The sequence below is a fragment of the Pontibacter pamirensis genome, assembly GCF_010015475.1.
GTDB lineage: Bacteria > Bacteroidota > Bacteroidia > Cytophagales > Hymenobacteraceae > Pontibacter > Pontibacter pamirensis.
In genome coordinates this window covers 1-16,595 of sequence record NZ_SSNI01000001.1, presented here as the reverse complement: position 1 = coordinate 16,595, position 16,595 = coordinate 1, and the positions used below count along the sequence as shown (strand labels likewise).

The window sequence follows — 16,595 nt, the reverse complement described above, 5'->3', positions numbered from 1 at the left end:
CAAAAGCGCTTTTTTACCGTAACCGCAAACAATTGTGCGTTTGAATATGCAGCATGCTCCTAGGGGGCCTGGTTTGATAATGTTCCTTGATTTGCAAGTGCGCGCTTTCAGAACAAAATCAGAACACGCTCATAAAAGCCGTTGGGCTTAGTAACTTGCCTTCCGCAACCATAATGCCCAATACAGAAGCAAAAACTTTTATGGAAGAACCTAAACTCATTAAGCAAGCCAACGAGTTTGTTTTTAACTTATTCAAAGAAAGACTTTCGAAGAAACTGGTATACCACAACTACCGGCATACCCTCGAAGTGGTATCTGTGGCACAGGACCTCGGGCAAAGAAGCAACATAGACACTGCGGACATGCAGGACCTGACATTGGCGGCCTGGTTTCATGACACAGGCTATGTGGAGGAGTACCAGGGCCATGAAGAGGAGAGCGTCCGTTTCGCGAGGGAGTGGCTGACAGAGCACGACTACCCGGAAGATCGCATTAAGCGGATTGAAAGCATGATAATGGCCACCAAACACGACGTGCAGCCGCAGGGCCTGTTGCAGGAGCTGTTAGTAGATGCCGACTTATCGAACATAGGAAAACCTACCTTCGCAGCCACGGCCGAGCTGCTGCGCGTGGAGTGGGAGATTTTCCTGGACAAATTTTTCTCTGACAGGGAGTGGGCACAGTTTCAGATGGATTTCCTGCTCTCGACCAGCCTGCACACTAATGAGGCCCAGCATATGTTTGCAGCGCAGCTCGGCCTGAATATACAGGAGCAGCGTGAGCACCTAAACCAGGAAGACAAGAAAAAGAAGAAAAATGACAAGAAGCAGCGCGATACGCTGGCACAGCCCAAGCGGGGCATCGAGACCATGTTCCGGAGCACCTATCGCACGCATCTCGACCTCAGCGCCATGGCCGATAACAAAGCCAACATGATGATCAGCCTTAACGCCATTATCCTTTCTATTGTCATTACGTACGTCAGCGCCCAGTCTGCTATCATAGGGACAGAGTTTGCCAAGCACCGCACCATCATCATACCTATAAGCCTGCTGCTGCTCACCACCCTGGGGTCTTTGGTTTTTGCCATTATCTCAGCGCAGCCCGAGGTAACCAGCTTTAATATTAAAAGAAGAAAGAAGAAGGTGAACACACGCAACGTCAGCTTACTCTTCTTCGGAAACTTCAGCAAATTACCCCTCGAAGGTTTCCAGGACGGCATGCACGATATTATGCGCGACAAGAAGTCCCTTTATAACAACATGATTACCGACATTTATTTCCTCGGCGACGTGCTGAGCAGAAAGTATCGAATCCTGCGCATCTCCTACACTGTTTTTATGGTGGGGCTCGTGCTGACTGTGATCGGCTTTGGCATTGCCTTTGCCACCTACTAACACCGCACAGCAATATGTTTGAACGCTTTGGGTTTACCTTGCTAAGTACGGGAAACTCTATTTGAAGGAATGACGGTTGTCATCTTTCACTCTTTTCACAAACTGTGACGGATAGGTTTTGCCCCTAAAACAACACGAGCCGCCCTAAGGATAGAGCGGCTCGTGTATTAAGTTAGATTAGTTCCTACGAGGTGACAAGTTCCTCCTCCTTCCCATACCATTTCCGCTTGAACCAGAAAGCCACGTTCACCAGCAGTATCAGCGCAGGTACCTCCACCAGCGGGCCAATCACGCCTGCGAAGGCCTGCCCGGAATTGATGCCGAAGATACCGATGGCAACGGCAATGGCCAGTTCGAAGTTGTTGCCCGTGGCGGTAAAGGAAATAGCCGTGTTCTTGGAGTAATCAGCGCCCAGCACTTTGCCCAGGATGAAGCTGATGACGAACATGATGGTGAAGTACAGCACCAGCGGAATGGCAATCCTCACTACGTCAAACGGGATTTGCACTATCAGCTCCCCTTTCAGGCTAAACATCAGCACGATAGTGAACAGCAGCGCAATGAGCGTGATAGGCGAGATAAAGGGGATATACTTGTTGTTGAACCAGTCCAGCCCCTTCCAGCTTATCAGCCCGTAGCGGCTCAGGACACCCGCGAAGAAAGGGATACCGAGGTATATTAGCACGCTCTCCGCAATCTGGCCTATGGTGATGTTTATCTCGGAACTCACTACGCCAAAGTAGGGCGGCAGCACCGATATGAAAAGGTAGGCATACAGGCTGTAGAAGAAAATCTGAAAGATGCTATTGAGCGCTACCAGCCCTGCTGCATACTCCCGGTTGCCCTCCGCCAGTTCGTTCCACACCATCACCATGGCGATGCAGCGGGCGATGCCGATGAGTATCAGCCCCACCATGTATTCGGGCTGGTCACGGAAGAAGAGTATCGCCAGAAAGAACATCAGCAGCGGACCGATAACCCAGTTGAGCAGCAGTGACATGCTCAGAATCTTGACGTTCCTGAACACCTCCCCCATCTTCTCATAGCGCACCTTCGCCAAAGGCGGGTACATCATCAGGATGAGTCCAATGGCCAATGGAACATTCGTTGTTCCGCTGGACAGGGAGTTGATGAAACTGGAGGACTCAGGCAGGAAGTATCCGATAGCCACGCCCACAAACATGGCGAGGAATATCCAGAGGGTCAGGTAGCGGTCAAAGAACCGCAGCTTCTTCCGCTGGTGTGTAGGGGCACAGTTAGTAGCGCTCATATCTTGTGTTTTTTAGCAGCCTTTTCGCAGGTTCTCGGCATAGTCGTTGGGCAGGATGCTTTCCTCAACGGCTCTGGCCGCCTTCTCGAAGTCATACTTGAAGCGGATGAATTCCACCTGCACGCTATCCCTGTCGAGCACGGAACTGTTGTCGTTTATCGTTAGCATCACGTAGCCCCCCCGGTTGTCCCCGTCCTTGGGCTTGCCCACCGAGCCGATGTTGATCGCATGGCGGAAATAAGGCTGTCCTTCCTCGCCTGCGTCCAATATTCGGTGGTAGGGCCTGTGTGTGTGCCCGAAGCACATGATGTCGGCATCGGCATCCTTCATAATGCGCAGCAGGCTCTTCTCGTCCCTGTCCTCGAAGAGGTACTCGTTTATCTTCCGCGGGCTTCCGTGCACGAGCAGCAGGTTCAGTTTGTCCTCGTTTAGCTGATACTCCACCCGGATGTGGGCGGGCAGCGTTCGGAGGTACTGGCGCTGCTCTGGCTTCATGATTTGGTTGGTGAAGGAGATGGAGACGGAGCCGTTCGACTTCTCCTGATCGGTCTTATAGGCGCAGCCGCATTCGTTGCTCATTCTGCCGATGCCGAAGTCATAGTTACCCGCAATGGTGGGAATGTTACGTTTCCTGATTTCGTCCACCACCTCATTTGGCCAGATGTTGTACCCCACCAGGTCCCCGAGGCAGTAAATGAAATCAGGCTTCCGGGAATCCACATCGGCAAAAAAAGCCTCCAGGGCAGGGAGGTTGGCGTGTATGTCGCTGAACAGTGCTATCTTACTCATCTTGTGTTATATATGTAGTTGATGCCAGTTTATACTTTAGCAGCAGCCGCCACCGGGCGTGCAGGCGTTGCCTATGGCAATTACCTGAAGTTGTTCCAGCGGAATGCCGCACTTGTCTGGCGCAAGGCAGTTGGTTGTCTTGGCCAGCAGCACAAAGCTTTTGCCTTCAAAGCCGAGGTCGTACCTGCCGATGGTCTGGTTCTGGTACTCCACTTCTATTTCCAGGTCCTCCATGCCCAGAGCTTTCTCGGCCAGGGCGATGATGTCCAGCAGCTTCTGCGGCTTCAGCCTATGGTCGAAGTCGTTGGCGTTCCAAAGCTGGAAGTTGGCGACCTTCTCGTTTCGCACAGTACCACCGCAGTCAATGAAGTTTTTGGTAACCACGCCTATCTCCGTGACGTGGAAGTTCTCCGGAACCTTGGTTCCGTTCTCCAATTCGAAACGCACCGTCTCGGCTGTTTGCAGGATGCTCTTAACTTCTGATAGTTTCATGGTATTGATATTTAATGTTTAACAACAGTTTGATTTCTGGCTTTTGACGCCAGAAATTACACCAGAGAAATAAGCAGCTAAGACCTCAAAGGCGCTTTCGTCCAGGCAGTAGCAGACAGCCGCCCCTTCCACGCTCCCCTTAATGATGCCTGCGCTTTTAAGTTCTTTCAGGTGCTGCGAGACAGTTGCCTGCGCCAGGGGCAGTTCGTTCACCAGGTCTCCGCAAATGCAAGTCCTCACTTTGAGCAGGTGCTCGATAATCGCCACCCTTGCCGGGTGCCCCAATGCCTTCAACAGCATGGCTGTCTTGTTCTGGCTCTCTGTAAAAAACTCGGTCTTGGTCAGTCCCATTCTCTCTTATCGTATGATTGCAATATTACGATTAAATTTCATCCAAAAAAAGTTCTCTCTGATTTTTCTGCATCTAACAGGAGAAACTAAAGGAGGCAGCACTTTCCGCACCGCCTCCCTTATCTTGTTTACAAACAGCTGTTTATCCGGTCATACTGAGCAGGTACCATCACACGAAGCTGCGCCAGTAGCTTCCACCACCGGCTCTTTCGCGTCCAGCGCATCGATGCCATCGTTTCCCCACTTCTCCATCACCTCGAGTGCCGGTCTGGTTGCCCGGAACTTTTATCTTTAAACTGTGGTATTTGCTCTTGGTGTACAAAGTTCCCAAAGGATATAAATACTTCCTACGGTGTCTCTTTTCATCTTTACCCGCAGTACTGCTTTGTACGTTGTCCCCATTGTCGTATATTTGCCTCCGAAGCGTTCAATATAGAGATTCAACTGTATTTCAGCAACGAACGGTGTAAAATACTGCGTAAAATATTTTGCTCAAAACGGGTAAAATTGAAGCATAAAAAATCAAACAAACATTTGACACATAAGGCCTTGTAGTTCAACGGATAGAATAGAAGTTTCTATTCTATCCGTTGAACTGTAATCACTTGTTAATCAGCAACATACCACCCTCCTATTTTGCATTGTTAAAACTTGTTAAAACTATTCTGTTCGTTTTAACATGATAAAGCATATATATGTGCTACATGCTTGAGTGGAACATCCTCAACGGTCTTAGCCGATTTACAAGCGTCTTACGTCCACCGAAACCTTTGTCAAGGCACCAGCGAAGGTTTGTTGCTTAGAGCTTTTCAGGAGTATCTACTTTTGAATTACCTCCAACAAGAGATTGAGACTCCCAAATTAGCTCGTCAATCATATATGTTTTTTCATCCAGTTGTTTCGCCTTTTGAAAAAGGAGCAAAGCTTCAGCATACTCGTTCCTGTCAAGATGGTAGATGCCCAAGTTCAGATACCCGTATGAGCTTTCCCCATCCAGCTCAAAGGAGCGCTCTATATCCAACAACCCGTCCGCTTCCATTCCAGACTTAATTTTTGCCAAGCCACGGTTATTGTAAGGGTTTGCGAACAAATTGTCCACCTCAACCGCCCTGTCAAATAGCACAATTGCCTCCTCATACCTTCCAAGCAAGTTGAGAGTATAGCCCATGTTGTTGAGCGTATACTTGTTATGTGGATCAAGCTGAAGTGACTTTTCATAGTATTTTATCCCCTTTTCATACATGCCGAGTTGCGAGTATGATAGCCCTGCACTTCCACTATCATCGGAGTTCATCTCATACATAGTAGCAAACTGCTCAATCAGCCTTGTAGCGGCTTGGTATTCGCCCTGTTGAACGTATGCGGAAATGGCGAGCCTGTACACGCTCTCGTCATATAGCCCCTTTGAAATTAAGCTAACAAAGAGTTCTGCTGCCGTTTTATAATCTTCCCTATTGTACGTATCCACGGCATCGAAATATTCTTTCGGCAAACTTCTGCGATTTAATAGCTGCATCAACTTGTAGCCGTCATTGTAGGTTTTACTTCCATCAGCAAGGGCGATGGGAGTGCTGCTGGGGACAAGATTAACTATTAAGTCAACCAGTGAGCAACCGAGAAACACAATTAGAATGAGCTTTACTGCTCCATGCAGATCAAGCGCAAATGTAAAATAGCAGGCAGTAACTGCGATTACAGAAGAAGCAATAGGTCCTGCAAGTATGTATATGATCTGTTTGTTGACAGACACGTCTTTAGCAGACGGCACACAAAGCCCAAGACGCCATGAAAAGAAGTTATACCTGAACCAGATCTCTAACAGCCCCAGGCTGAGCCTTACACCTCTTCTTGTGTCACCGTAAGAACCGATGTATACTGACACCTTGTGCCCTGTAAGCAAAATGGCTGGTATGGCGTGTCCAAGCTCGTGGAAGAGACTTGTGAGTGGTCTGGTAATCACAACCAGAAACGCCAACACCAGGAATACAACCGATACATCATCCATTTCTCCAAAGTCTTATCATTCCGTTATACTATCGCTAAAATTCGCAGCAAACAAAGAAGATTATTTGTTCAGATGTTCTTTCGAGAACATCCATTACTTGCCTTTAAGATAAAGCGTCACCCACACCAGCAAGTAACTCGCCTATGCCTCCTAATACACCGCCAATAGCCTCCCCGAAATCAAGCCACGATGCGTCTATGTCAAGGTCAGGAATATCTATCCATGATCCACTCTCTGCCATTGACAAACCTCCCAGCATCTCTGATTTCATCCCAACATAGTCGCATGATTCCCCCGCTTCCTGGTGGTGGGCATCAAAATCTTCATGCGAAGAAAAGACACTCATACCCCAGCACGAGAAGTCCATGTAAGACCATTTGCTCTGTCTGTGGGCTTTTTTCACTTCTTCTGGCTTATAGAACCGTTTCTTTCCGTATTCTCTGACCAGAATATTTCCCAGTTCTTTTATGTAGCCTTTTTTGTCGTTTGGCTCGATTTGACAAGATGATTCCATTGTATTCGAATGCTTTAACAGTTGATTTGCGTAGCATTTAGTCTATCTATTTTCACCTTTCAACTGTCGTGAACAGGGCTTCCAGTTCATTCTTTTTCTTGGAGTACCTGTAATAATTCTTCTCCTTCAGAATGGAGCCTAATATTAAGTCTGTCCTGCGTTCCCTGTCTTTCTTCTTTTGGCTCAGGATTGCCAGGTGGGACAACAGTGTGTCATAATATTTGTTGATGTAGTAGGCTTTGTAGCTTCCCACTCCCTTGCCTTCCTCTATTTCCATCTCAAAGTCAGGGAAGCCGAAATCAAGGTACTGGTAGTAAGGCTGCCCGTTGAACCTGGGATACTTTTCTATGTTTTCAAGCGCTGCCTTATGGTTTTGGGGATTCACAACGTTCATGTAGCCCCATATCACCGTACCGCACAGGTTCATCGCTTTGAGGAAGAAGATGCCTTTTTCCGTATCATCCCGAAAGTCGTACTCACTCGTGCTGAAATTGATGCCTGAGAGGTCAAAGGGCTGGTTCTTGTTTCCGATACCGCTGAACAGCATGTCATAGTAGCTGTCGATCAGCTCGTAGCGTGGCACCTCCTTTTCAGTCAGTTCAGAGATAAGCTCCACGTTGTCACGGGGCTTCTCTTCCCGAATATTCCAGTTTATGAGCTTGATGATATAGACATACTTTAGCGTTTCCTCGTCAGGCAATTTCAGGAATTCAGTTTCGGCAAGCCTGTTTTTACTGGTGATGGTTTCTTTGATGAACTTGGCAGAACTGGCAAGCTCTGCTGATTTTATCCCCTTCAGCTGAGCATAGGTGCTTTCTGTCGGACTGTTTCGAAACATGAAGTTTCGGTAGATCTTAGCCAGCTCAACCAAGTCATTGTTCAAGTCATTTGCCTTCACTCCCGAGAGGAAAGCCAGAAGGAATGCTGCGAGTAAAGTAACTCTTTTCATGTTTGTCTGTTTTCTATGCTTTAAAAATAAGTTGCCAAGGATACACCACTACCGCCAGCGTGCCTCCTCTAAATCCTCGTTAAGATACTATATATGTCAAAATATATAAACGGAAAAGATAATTTTCATTTGTGTCTGCTTCACTGCTGCCTTCGAGAGACAGGGTGATGGAGCAGGATGCGAATTCGGGTGTGGCAAGATATGTTAGAGCCAGGATGTTAGATTATTATTGTTTTCCTATATTCGACCATACAAAGTGACTTGAAAACAGGCTAAGGTGAATCGGAAACCACTCTATATCGAAACATTGATCTCTTGCGATCTCGATACCCTATGGTCACACACGCAGGAACCACAGATGCACGAGCAGTGGGATCTGAGGTTTTCCGAGATCAGGTACCATCCAAAAAGGGAGGCGGACGATCCCCAACAGTTCCTCTACTCTACCAGAGTCGGCTTTGGCATCAGCGTCAGCGGTGTCGGGGAAAGCGTAGCGACCAAGACCAAGGACAACGGGGAAAGCACCTCTGTTTTGAAGTTTTCCTCAGAAAGCAGCATCTCCCTGATCAGGAAAGGCTCGGGCTACTGGAAATACAAGCCAGAGACAAACGGGGTAAAATTTTACACAGGATACGACTACGATACCCGATGGGGAAGCTTGGGGAGAGTTGTTGATAAGTTTGTCTTCCGACCGATGATGGTATGGGCAACAGCATGGAGCTTTGACTGCCTCAAAAATTGGATTGAAAGGAGTGTCCACCCTAAGCAGGCTCTCCTATCACAGACAACGGTACTGCTCACCGCCATCGTGCTGTCTGTTATCTGGCTCTATCAGGGCATTGTGCCGAAGCTGCTGTTCACAGACACAGGGGAATTAGAGATCCTGCGGCAATCTGGCTTGTTCTCTGGGATCGAAGAAACTCTGCTAACAGGAATCGGTATAGGCGAAGTGGTATGGGGGCTGGTGCTGCTCTTCTTTCACAGGAGGCTGGTGCATTACCTTAATATCGCAGCCCTGCTCCTTCTTGGATTGGGTGCCTTGTTCAGCAATGCTACTGTCTTTACACAGCCCTTCAATCCATTCTCCCTGAACATCGCCATGATCGGGCTGTCTTTGATAGCCATCGCCAACTTAAAATATATTCCAAGAGCCTCAAACTGTATAACCAAACAGCGGAAATGACATCCATCTACCAGAAAGCATTGGGCAATGACTTCGAGAAGCTCCACCCGCAGATTCAGAAACGCTTCGGGTTCAGCAGTAAGGACAGGATCGCTTCCATCGGCAGGGGTATCATGCAAGAGGTGAGCTACGGCAACCTATACACCCTCCCCTTCCTCTACATCGGCACGTGGCGCAACATCATGTTCCCGCAGAAGGGCAAGAACATCCCTTTCACGATAGAGAACTATGCCTACTTAGACAGGTTCGGAAGGCAAACAGTGACATGGGTGCGGAAGTACCAGTTCCCCGATAAAGTGAGAAGGTTTGATGCCACGATGGTATACAGTGACAAGCGTCAGAAAGTGGTGGACTACCTGGGTACCCACCAGCACCTTGCCGTGGACATAGAGTTCTCTGTCGCTGAGAACGGAGGACTCAGGCTGCGGTCAGGCGAGCAACGGTTCTACGAGGGCATCATCGGCTTCAAGTTTCCGATGCTACTCTCTGGCTACGCAGAGGTTTGTGAATGGTATGACGAAGAGGAGGAACGTTTCAAGATATCGGTGGAGGTCAGAAACAAGACTTGGGGCATGCTCTTTCGGTATAGAGGCGCTTTCGAAGCTGAGTACATTCCCGTGAGGTCAGAAGCAGATATACCCAAAGATGTGAAGCCAGTGCGGGAGGAAGTCCGAGATTAAAATCAACAACAATATACTCATGACCTATTACCAAAAGAAGAACAAGAACAGCATCTCCGTTGAGATCGGGGAAAGCGGCATCGTCTACAAAATCAAGGACGAGACCACCAACAGGACAGAGAAGGTGCCATACGAAAACATCCTCAACGATCAGTACGAGTTCTACGAAAGCAACAAAACCTTCAAGAACAACGCCATCTATACTGGCGTTGTCGGGGCACTGTTCCTGGCAATCAACATCTTCTACGGCACCAAACTGTGGGCTTGGCTGTTCATGCTCGCCTGCCCTATCTTCTACTACCTCTATTACAGGTCTAAGGCTGCTTTTACAGTGATAAAAACGGCTGGTGACATAAACATGTTCATCCTGCAAGATGAGCAGCATGACGAAATCGTGAATGCTATTTATAAGCACAGGAACAATTATCTGCAATACAACTACCTGCCTATTAACTATGACAACAATCCGCAGGCGGAGCTGAGTAAGTTTGCATGGCTGAAGGAGCTTGACGTTATCAATGAACGGGAGTATCAGGTTGTAAGGGAGGAAATACAAAGCAGCATGGCTTAAACGAGATGAAGAGAATTCTAAACGAGAATGCCTATGAAGATGAAAGTGAAAGGCAAGGCTATGGCTTCTGGCTCTGGCTCCTGTTAATCATCATTGTCTTTAACGGTGCCAAGGCAGCACTGGGGTTAGTTCAAAATTTTAAAGCCAATGATTTCCTATATACAGTCTATGCTGCTCTGGCACTTTTTATAGCTCTTTCTGCAACGTTGAGTTTTTTCACCAGAAAAAGATGGACTCCCCTGCTCTTCATCTTTTTCTTGCTGCTGAACTTGCTCCACATGTTGTACTTCACCCTAATCTATACCTTCAACTCGCCCGAGAAGATTGACTACTTCTCTTTGGTAAAAGTTGTAACCATATGTGTGCTTCCTATCCCATATTTAACACGCTCAGTAAGGGTAAAGAAAGTTTTCACAAGTTAGCACAGCCTCATGCCCATCATCTCTATCGAAACCACTGTCAAAGCTCCTTTAGAGGTGTGCTTAGACCTATCCCGCAGCATCGACCTCCATACCATCTCCACTAAGCACACTGGTGAAAGAGCCGTTGCTGGTGTTACTGCTGGTTTAATAGAGTTTGGAGAAACTGTTACATGGAGAGCGAAACACCTGGGCGTGTGGCAGCACCTGACAAGCAAAATCACGGAGTATGACAGACCTCATTTCTTTGTTGACGAAATGGTAAGCGGAGCCTTCAAACGGTTCAGGCATGAACACCATTTTAAGCAAGTTAATGATGGCACACTGATGCTGGATGTTTTTAACTACACCTCCCCTCTCGGGTTAGTGGGAAAGTTGGCTGACAAAGTATTTTTGAAAAGTTATATGACACGCTTATTGGCTGAAAGAGACAGGGTGATAAAGCAGTATGCTGAGTCAGGTCAGTGGAGGAATGTGGTGAAGATTGACAGGATGATTAAAGGTTGATTTCCTGTTGAGTATTTATTGGCAACATTGACAATACTAAAAATATACCTGCTGACAATTTGCCTTTCATGTTAGCTGACTTCAAGTAAGGTGTGTTCAGGTGGTAAAATAATACAAGCTATGATAGTAAGATTAGGTAGCTCTATGCAACGTGGGAATATTTCAGGAAAACGAAAAACCCATTATATATAGTGTAGGCAAATCGGTCTGGTGCAACCACGGCTTCATTGTGGGCACTCCGTACCCAACGAAGCATTAGTTTTTCTTTATTTTTCTAACTATTGCTACAACATCTGCTTTTTCTTCAAATGATTTTTTCTGTAGATAAATACTGATTCCATTTTCAGGTATAAGGATAAGTCCTTTCTCTGTCTCAACAGCATCACTGAAGAAGCTCCATTTCCCATTCGTTTCGGTGAAGGGTCCGATTGTTTGTATTTTATCTTCTTCAAAAATCAGAGTTACTTCAGTGTCCGCCATTTTACTATTCAGCCGTCCTTTAAGCCACTTTGATTTTGAGGAGTAAAAATCATAAACCATTAGAGTTCCGAACACTAAAAGCCCAACTGAAATAAACGTTAGGGATTTGTCAACAAAATAAATAATGAGTGAAGCAATTATGCTTGTAAATCCAATTAGGTTTTCCCATTTCTTAAACTTGCTCCTGAACTCAAGCCATTCAGAGTAATATTCATTGTAATATTCTTTATTCAGCTCTTGAGTTACCTTGATTCTCATTCTTATAAATTTATGCTAACGTACTGGGCTATAATATGTGGGAGGCGAAGCCGAAGCCTAAATTATGCACCTTGTTATGGACTTTAATTCTTTCTCTTCTTGTAGATGTTTCTATCACTTTGGTTGATTGAAGATATAAGAATAAAGCCCAACAGATACGAAACCCATCACTACAACTCCCCAAGCTACTATTTTCATAAACAGATTATCCAGTTTAGACCCGTTTATCTCGTTGTATATTCTATCGTACCGAGAATTAAAAAGAAACAGGAAAAAGAACAGAAGCAGACCTGCAATTACTATGGCAAAGCTTATTCCCACAGACAATCTTGAGTTGTTTATTATGCTGTTGAACAGAGCAAAAACTGCCAAAAAGGACATGGTCAACGAGGAGCCTACTAAACCAAAAGCCGTTAAGTGAGGAATATCATTTGTGTAGTTTCCGTCCTTATAATAGCAATTGTACACGTGATAGAATATCACATTTAATGCTTTCATCCTTTTCTTACGTAATTTTTATTGCCCATAACGGCTTTGCTATGGTGGGTTTATGCACTATAGGTAGTGTTGTGAGACGTAGCTTTTAAAGAACTACTAAGAGTATTATAATATCGCTTCAATTTGTGCTACTATATCCCTCCCGCTACTGGGCCTGTTAGCATCGAAAGAAACAAACCCACCACTTTTATCTATAAGCAAGTATCGTGGATAAGCAGCGGTAACTTTTTCTTGTTGATTTTCTAAAATGGTAGTCCAGACTTGCTCTTCCAACTGCTTGCTCATATACACATGCCAGCCCTGGAGGCTATATTTTTTGATGGTGTTCTTCCAGCGCTGCCTACTGTTCGGATGGCTGGTCTCCCGTGCCAAATACAGATATGCTATATCCTTTCCCTTCAGTTGAGCTTTTAAATTAGCCAGGTGCTGAAACTCTTTGATACAGGGAGCACAGGAACTATACCATAAATCAACATATACTACCTTGTTTCGGAACTGCGGAAGCTGTACAATTTCATTTAGACTACTGTATTGATTGTCTATAAACAATGTCTCCTCGTCTCCTCTATAGCTCAAGTCAATTTGATGTTTGATAAAAAAAGCGGCTCCTGTAATAAAAAGTATTGCGAAAGAGTAAATGGTGATTTTTATTAGTAAGATGAATTTCCGATTGAGGACCAACTGCTTTATAGTGGAGTAGACAAAGCTAAAAAATATAACAAATACTAAGAGTGGTAAATTTTCCTTAAGAACGGTGGGATGTATTAAATGAGATATCAGTAACTCAATGTTATATACATCAGCCATCCAAGAAGCAAATAGAAAAGCCGATATGCAGTAGGTAATTATAAGAAGTGCAAGATTCAGCAGTAAGAAGCTTTTTCTTCGGCCCTTGCGAAAAAGAGAGTAAAAGAAGTACAGATTCCCAAAAAATATGACTCCCATGCTTATAAATAAGCATGAAGTATAAAGCAGCATAAGAAAGGACCTTTCGTCTGTTTTAACAATGATAAAGGCACCCAGCAGCATATATAAAATGCCAAGCACTACCAGTTCTATATTTATTTTCATGGGAGCAAGGGAGTTGATTGTTAAATATGCTTTTTTTTATTTTTAATTGCTTTATGTTTCACAACGTTACTCGTGCAGCCGAAGCCCGAAGCATAGCAAGGGTTAAGGCTGAACTTTGTTAGCAGCTTTTATTCTTTGCTCAGTTTAATTTCCTTTATGATGCTATACCCAAACAACCCTTCTTGTGTGGTAAGAATCACGTAGTTTGCAGCCTTAACTTGTCGTTCTTCATCACTGTCAAACCTGATGTCTTTTGAGTAATCTTTAAATTTAATTTCAGCATACACGGAGCCACTCCTGCTTACATGAGTAACGTCCACGATTGGCTTTTTTGATGCCTCTGTCTGTTCCTCTCCAAAGACGCTGTTAATCAAAAAGAGAAGTCCAGTAATAAACCCGCCAAAGGTCAAGATTGACCAGAACAGATGCCCAGAGTACCTAAACTTTTTACCACTATACTCTTTCAAGTATTTGTTTGTAGGCAGGCTGAAGATAACACCTGATATGACAGCAATAAGTATGGGTATCTTATAGTCGATAAACGTCTTGTTGTATTGATGTCCTGCATATAAAGCCGACATGCCCCCAATCAAATAGCCAAACAGAACAGCCCAAGAAGTTCTTCTCGTGATGCTTTCTCTCTTTTGCTTCTCAAGCTTATTCTGCAAGAGCTTGTTCATTGATTAAAGATTGCTGCTTCGCTATGATGTGGCGTAACTGAGCATAGTTTATGTGCAGGGTTAGCCAAAATTTTACTTTATTCTTAACCTTAAATATGAGAAGTCTTCTTCCTTCGGAATACCGTTGATTTCTGATATCCTATTAATGGGAAGTATTTTGATGATAATTGAATCAACAGACTCCCAGTAGGATTCATAAGGCGACCACTCATCCTGATTTATCTCGAAGTATTTTGCGATTTGCTCACCGCCATTCTCAACTTTGAAAATCTGTATTCCGTTTGGCAAGCCTTCCAATCCGTAAGGTAGAGACAAACTGGCTAATAATTTACTGTCTGGTGAAAGAGATGGACTGGTCCAGGTGGTATCAACTTTCCCTGTTACTTTATCCACTAAATAGCACTCGTAGAACTCCCAGAAGTATCCTTCAACAACATACTTATTGATAGGCTTCAATTGCCCCAAATATTTGTACTCCCTAATTTCTGTATCATCAGATTCAGGTGCATTCAGGGTATCTCTGAAAGATGCAAGTAACTTCCACTCATCCTTTATTTTTAAACTTAAGATTCCGTTCTCTTTTCTGTAATTCGATGTGTCAGCGGTGAATGCTTCTGGATTATTCTTCTTAGCCTTTTCAAAGTCTAATCTTATAGCAGCTTCAAGAGTATAAAGAGAAGCTTTTACATCCTTCTTTTCTTCCTCTATAGTTTCTGTTGATTCTGCTTCTACTTCCATAACAGGTTCAGAAGCTTTACTGGTACAGCCAAAGCTTAAGGCTATCAATAAAGGAAGAAGTGTTCTCATACTTTCAAATTCTGGCTAAGGAACATGTATAGTCGATGTGCGAAGCGAAGCCAAACATACGGGCTGCACTTTGTTACATGCTGTTATTCTTTCTTTATTTTGATGGTTCTAATTGATTTAAGGAATAAATCGTTGTTCACAGGCGCTAAGTCAATGCCTGAAATCTGCAACATGATTTTTCCTAAGCTGCCTTCACCTAAGCTATCGAAGTAAACTCCTGTCAATCCATTTCCAGCGACTTTTGGTTCTACTATTTTAGCCGTAAATCCATCAATCGTATCTTGAACCGCTATTTGCTTTCTATACTTTTCTCTGTCTGACTCTGTTATTGTCTCTTTGTCAAGGAACACCATTCCCGTGGTATCAATTTCCCTTTCCAGGAACCACGGAATCATATTGTTTGGATACATTCTCACACTCTCTTCTTCTAATGAGTTTGAGTAATATCCATAGTCGAAGTAGATGGTATCTCCGTTGCCTGTGACTATTTCCCAGATGTAAGAGTCAATCCCTTGCACTTCATTAACCTTCCATTCAGTTGGCAGGTCAATGGAGAAAGAGCCGAAGTCCGTTGCCTCCATTCTGATGCTCTCTTTCACCACACAGGAACCAAGAAATATTAGAAGGATTGGGAGTTTTTTAATTCTTAGAATTGCATGTAACGGGTTTGTACAGGCTATGGTGAGGCGTAGCCGAAACTGAAGCCTGTGCTGGGTTAGTGGTTTTTGTTTTTCAGTTTTATTAAATACTGATACAAAGTGCTGAACCGTTCAGTACTTACAGAATGTTTGTCTCCAAAAAAGCCTAAATCAAGTGTGATTTCAGCACGTTCCCATTCAGAATCAGCTACTGGTGGTGGCGGAATCCTATAAGGAGCAACGTTAACTGAGTGCTTTAACTTCATATAGCTGGAAGCAATTGCATAAAGAGAATCTAATTCCGCTTTATTCAATTCAGACACTACCGTATCAGGCTTAGCAAGCATTTGTCCTTTCTCTTGGTCTGCATACCTGATATAGTATAGGTTGTTTTCCTTGAAAGCTTCGCTTGAATTTGCTCCGTAGTTTTTAAGGATAAACTTTTCTGAAACACCAAGCGGAGAAAAGTACTTTGTAAGTTCAAAATCAAAGTCATAGAATCTATACTCTTCTTCTATCAGCCCTTCTGAAGCTGTCTGTTCTGGTTTAGGTTGGCAGGAAAGCAACATTAGTAGTACTACGACTTTATATCTTTTCATAATTCACAATTACCACTAACGGAACTGGTACATGAGGTGAGCCAGGCGCAGCCGTAGCTTTACTCATGTGCTGGGTTATGCAATTTTATTTTTCCTTATTAGCTCCGCTACCATTGCCAATTCCTTGTCGTCAGCTCTCTCAAAGTCGTGGGAAGATATATAACCTTCATAAGTATCAAAGAACTTCTTGTTGCTTGAATGTATAGGCTTCCAGCTCTTCATATCACCTGTTCCATGCATAGGGAACAATTTAGTATGAACATGGTCTACACCAAACCCTTCCATTATCATACCTGTCCGACTATAGTACTCCCTGTTTGTAGGACCACCAAGCACTGTTTTTAAGTTGATTTTTCCCTAAGTCCTCTCCCAATCAGGCCGCCTGCTGTTTGTATACCTCCACCGGAATCTGTCTCCCTATCCCCTGATGGTGTTTC

Annotated in this window: 20 protein-coding genes; 6 read left to right on the top strand and 14 right to left on the bottom strand. The window is 44.6% G+C overall.

What is annotated here, in order from left to right:
* Nucleotides 1-200 precede the first annotated feature (200 nt).
* Nucleotides 201-1,397 carry a Pycsar system effector family protein gene (locus E1919_RS00780; protein ID WP_162051451.1) on the top strand — a complete coding sequence of 399 codons (1,197 nt, stop codon included), beginning with the start codon at nucleotides 201-203 and terminating at the stop codon, nucleotides 1,395-1,397.
* Between the two features lie 184 nt (nucleotides 1,398-1,581).
* On the opposite strand, the gene arsB is transcribed toward E1919_RS00780, so the two are convergent.
* From arsB to E1919_RS00745, 7 genes are all read right to left on the bottom strand, one after another.
* On the bottom strand, nucleotides 1,582-2,667 hold the full coding sequence (gene arsB, locus E1919_RS00775; RefSeq protein ID WP_162051450.1) for an ACR3 family arsenite efflux transporter: 1,086 nt from the start codon (nucleotides 2,665-2,667) through the stop codon (nucleotides 1,582-1,584).
* A 12-nt stretch (nucleotides 2,668-2,679) separates the two neighbouring features.
* Nucleotides 2,680-3,456, bottom strand: coding sequence for a metallophosphoesterase family protein (locus E1919_RS00770; RefSeq protein ID WP_162051449.1), 777 nt, complete (start codon nucleotides 3,454-3,456; stop codon nucleotides 2,680-2,682).
* Between the two features lie 36 nt (nucleotides 3,457-3,492).
* On the bottom strand, nucleotides 3,493-3,948 hold the full coding sequence (locus E1919_RS00765) for a DUF6428 family protein (protein WP_162051448.1): 456 nt from the start codon (nucleotides 3,946-3,948) through the stop codon (nucleotides 3,493-3,495).
* Between the two features lie 18 nt (nucleotides 3,949-3,966).
* A complete protein-coding gene (locus E1919_RS00760) occupies nucleotides 3,967-4,299 on the bottom strand; it encodes an ArsR/SmtB family transcription factor (RefSeq protein ID WP_162051447.1) in 333 nt (110 codons plus the stop codon).
* 799 nt (nucleotides 4,300-5,098) lie between these two features.
* A complete protein-coding gene (locus E1919_RS00755) occupies nucleotides 5,099-6,304 on the bottom strand; it encodes a tetratricopeptide repeat protein (protein ID WP_162051446.1) in 1,206 nt (401 codons plus the stop codon).
* A 103-nt stretch (nucleotides 6,305-6,407) separates the two neighbouring features.
* On the bottom strand, nucleotides 6,408-6,818 hold the full coding sequence (locus tag E1919_RS00750) for a hypothetical protein (protein ID WP_162051445.1): 411 nt from the start codon (nucleotides 6,816-6,818) through the stop codon (nucleotides 6,408-6,410).
* Between the two features lie 52 nt (nucleotides 6,819-6,870).
* Nucleotides 6,871-7,767 (bottom strand): hypothetical protein, encoded by an 897-nt coding sequence (locus tag E1919_RS00745; RefSeq protein ID WP_162051444.1) that lies wholly within the window; start codon nucleotides 7,765-7,767, stop codon nucleotides 6,871-6,873.
* A 277-nt stretch (nucleotides 7,768-8,044) separates the two neighbouring features.
* Here E1919_RS00745 and E1919_RS00740 point away from each other — a divergent pair, with 277 nt between their 5' ends.
* From E1919_RS00740 to E1919_RS00720, 5 genes are read left to right on the top strand one after another with little or no spacing between them, the layout of a single operon-like run.
* The gene (locus E1919_RS00740; RefSeq protein ID WP_162051443.1) at nucleotides 8,045-8,950 is read left to right on the top strand and encodes a DoxX-like family protein; all 906 of its coding nucleotides are present in this window, start codon (nucleotides 8,045-8,047) and stop codon (nucleotides 8,948-8,950) included.
* Nucleotides 8,947-9,630, top strand: a complete 684-nt coding sequence (locus tag E1919_RS00735; RefSeq protein ID WP_162051442.1) for a DUF4166 domain-containing protein — start codon at nucleotides 8,947-8,949, stop codon at nucleotides 9,628-9,630. The genes E1919_RS00740 and E1919_RS00735 overlap by 4 nt, the downstream gene beginning before the upstream one ends.
* Nucleotides 9,631-9,649: 19 nt before the next feature.
* Nucleotides 9,650-10,201, top strand: a complete 552-nt coding sequence (locus E1919_RS00730; protein ID WP_162051441.1) for a hypothetical protein — start codon at nucleotides 9,650-9,652, stop codon at nucleotides 10,199-10,201.
* Nucleotides 10,202-10,206: 5 nt separating this feature from the next.
* Nucleotides 10,207-10,623, top strand: coding sequence for a DUF2569 family protein (locus tag E1919_RS00725; RefSeq protein WP_162051440.1), 417 nt, complete (start codon nucleotides 10,207-10,209; stop codon nucleotides 10,621-10,623).
* Between the two features lie 9 nt (nucleotides 10,624-10,632).
* Nucleotides 10,633-11,127 (top strand): SRPBCC family protein, encoded by a 495-nt coding sequence (locus E1919_RS00720; RefSeq protein ID WP_162051439.1) that lies wholly within the window; start codon nucleotides 10,633-10,635, stop codon nucleotides 11,125-11,127.
* A gap of 255 nt (nucleotides 11,128-11,382) precedes the next feature.
* On the opposite strand, the gene E1919_RS00715 is transcribed toward E1919_RS00720, so the two are convergent.
* From E1919_RS00715 to E1919_RS00685, 7 genes are all read right to left on the bottom strand, one after another.
* A complete protein-coding gene (locus tag E1919_RS00715; protein WP_162051438.1) occupies nucleotides 11,383-11,865 on the bottom strand; it encodes a hypothetical protein in 483 nt (160 codons plus the stop codon).
* Nucleotides 11,866-12,468: 603 nt separating this feature from the next.
* Nucleotides 12,469-13,434: a TlpA family protein disulfide reductase gene (locus tag E1919_RS00710; RefSeq protein WP_162051437.1), complete on the bottom strand. Its 966-nt coding sequence runs from the start codon at nucleotides 13,432-13,434 to the stop codon at nucleotides 12,469-12,471.
* 128 nt (nucleotides 13,435-13,562) lie between these two features.
* A complete protein-coding gene (locus E1919_RS00705; protein ID WP_162051436.1) occupies nucleotides 13,563-14,114 on the bottom strand; it encodes a hypothetical protein in 552 nt (183 codons plus the stop codon).
* Between the two features lie 72 nt (nucleotides 14,115-14,186).
* Entirely contained in the window at nucleotides 14,187-14,921 is a 735-nt protein-coding gene (locus tag E1919_RS00700; protein ID WP_162051435.1) for a hypothetical protein, read from the bottom strand.
* A gap of 83 nt (nucleotides 14,922-15,004) precedes the next feature.
* Entirely contained in the window at nucleotides 15,005-15,502 is a 498-nt protein-coding gene (locus E1919_RS00695) for a hypothetical protein (protein WP_162051434.1), read from the bottom strand.
* 134 nt (nucleotides 15,503-15,636) lie between these two features.
* Entirely contained in the window at nucleotides 15,637-16,158 is a 522-nt protein-coding gene (locus E1919_RS00690) for a hypothetical protein (protein ID WP_162051433.1), read from the bottom strand.
* A gap of 75 nt (nucleotides 16,159-16,233) precedes the next feature.
* A complete protein-coding gene (locus E1919_RS00685; protein WP_162051432.1) occupies nucleotides 16,234-16,449 on the bottom strand; it encodes a histidine triad (HIT) protein in 216 nt (71 codons plus the stop codon).
* Nucleotides 16,450-16,595: the final 146 nt, after the last annotated feature.

Bases quoted from the DNA above. Each gene is read 5' to 3' on its own strand.
- E1919_RS00695 (WP_162051434.1), bottom strand. From the start codon at position 15,502: ATGGAGGCAACGGACTTCGGCTCTTTCTCCATTGACCTGCCAACTGAA.
- E1919_RS00700 (WP_162051435.1), bottom strand. From the start codon at position 14,921: ATGAGAACACTTCTTCCTTTATTGATAGCCTTAAGCTTTGGCTGTACC.
- E1919_RS00725 (WP_162051440.1), top strand. From the start codon at position 10,207: ATGAAGAGAATTCTAAACGAGAATGCCTATGAAGATGAAAGTGAAAGG.
- E1919_RS00745 (WP_162051444.1), bottom strand. From the start codon at position 7,767: ATGAAAAGAGTTACTTTACTCGCAGCATTCCTTCTGGCTTTCCTCTCG.
- E1919_RS00765 (WP_162051448.1), bottom strand. From the start codon at position 3,948: ATGAAACTATCAGAAGTTAAGAGCATCCTGCAAACAGCCGAGACGGTG.
- E1919_RS00750 (WP_162051445.1), bottom strand. From the start codon at position 6,818: ATGGAATCATCTTGTCAAATCGAGCCAAACGACAAAAAAGGCTACATA.
- E1919_RS00720 (WP_162051439.1), top strand. From the start codon at position 10,633: ATGCCCATCATCTCTATCGAAACCACTGTCAAAGCTCCTTTAGAGGTG.
- E1919_RS00710 (WP_162051437.1), bottom strand. From the start codon at position 13,434: ATGAAAATAAATATAGAACTGGTAGTGCTTGGCATTTTATATATGCTG.
- E1919_RS00770 (WP_162051449.1), bottom strand. From the start codon at position 3,456: ATGAGTAAGATAGCACTGTTCAGCGACATACACGCCAACCTCCCTGCC.
- E1919_RS00690 (WP_162051433.1), bottom strand. From the start codon at position 16,158: ATGAAAAGATATAAAGTCGTAGTACTACTAATGTTGCTTTCCTGCCAA.
- E1919_RS00735 (WP_162051442.1), top strand. From the start codon at position 8,947: ATGACATCCATCTACCAGAAAGCATTGGGCAATGACTTCGAGAAGCTC.
- E1919_RS00755 (WP_162051446.1), bottom strand. From the start codon at position 6,304: ATGGATGATGTATCGGTTGTATTCCTGGTGTTGGCGTTTCTGGTTGTG.
- E1919_RS00715 (WP_162051438.1), bottom strand. From the start codon at position 11,865: ATGAGAATCAAGGTAACTCAAGAGCTGAATAAAGAATATTACAATGAA.
- E1919_RS00685 (WP_162051432.1), bottom strand. From the start codon at position 16,449: ATGATAATGGAAGGGTTTGGTGTAGACCATGTTCATACTAAATTGTTC.
- E1919_RS00780 (WP_162051451.1), top strand. From the start codon at position 201: ATGGAAGAACCTAAACTCATTAAGCAAGCCAACGAGTTTGTTTTTAAC.
- E1919_RS00730 (WP_162051441.1), top strand. From the start codon at position 9,650: ATGACCTATTACCAAAAGAAGAACAAGAACAGCATCTCCGTTGAGATC.
- arsB (WP_162051450.1), bottom strand. From the start codon at position 2,667: ATGAGCGCTACTAACTGTGCCCCTACACACCAGCGGAAGAAGCTGCGG.
- E1919_RS00760 (WP_162051447.1), bottom strand. From the start codon at position 4,299: ATGGGACTGACCAAGACCGAGTTTTTTACAGAGAGCCAGAACAAGACA.
- E1919_RS00705 (WP_162051436.1), bottom strand. From the start codon at position 14,114: ATGAACAAGCTCTTGCAGAATAAGCTTGAGAAGCAAAAGAGAGAAAGC.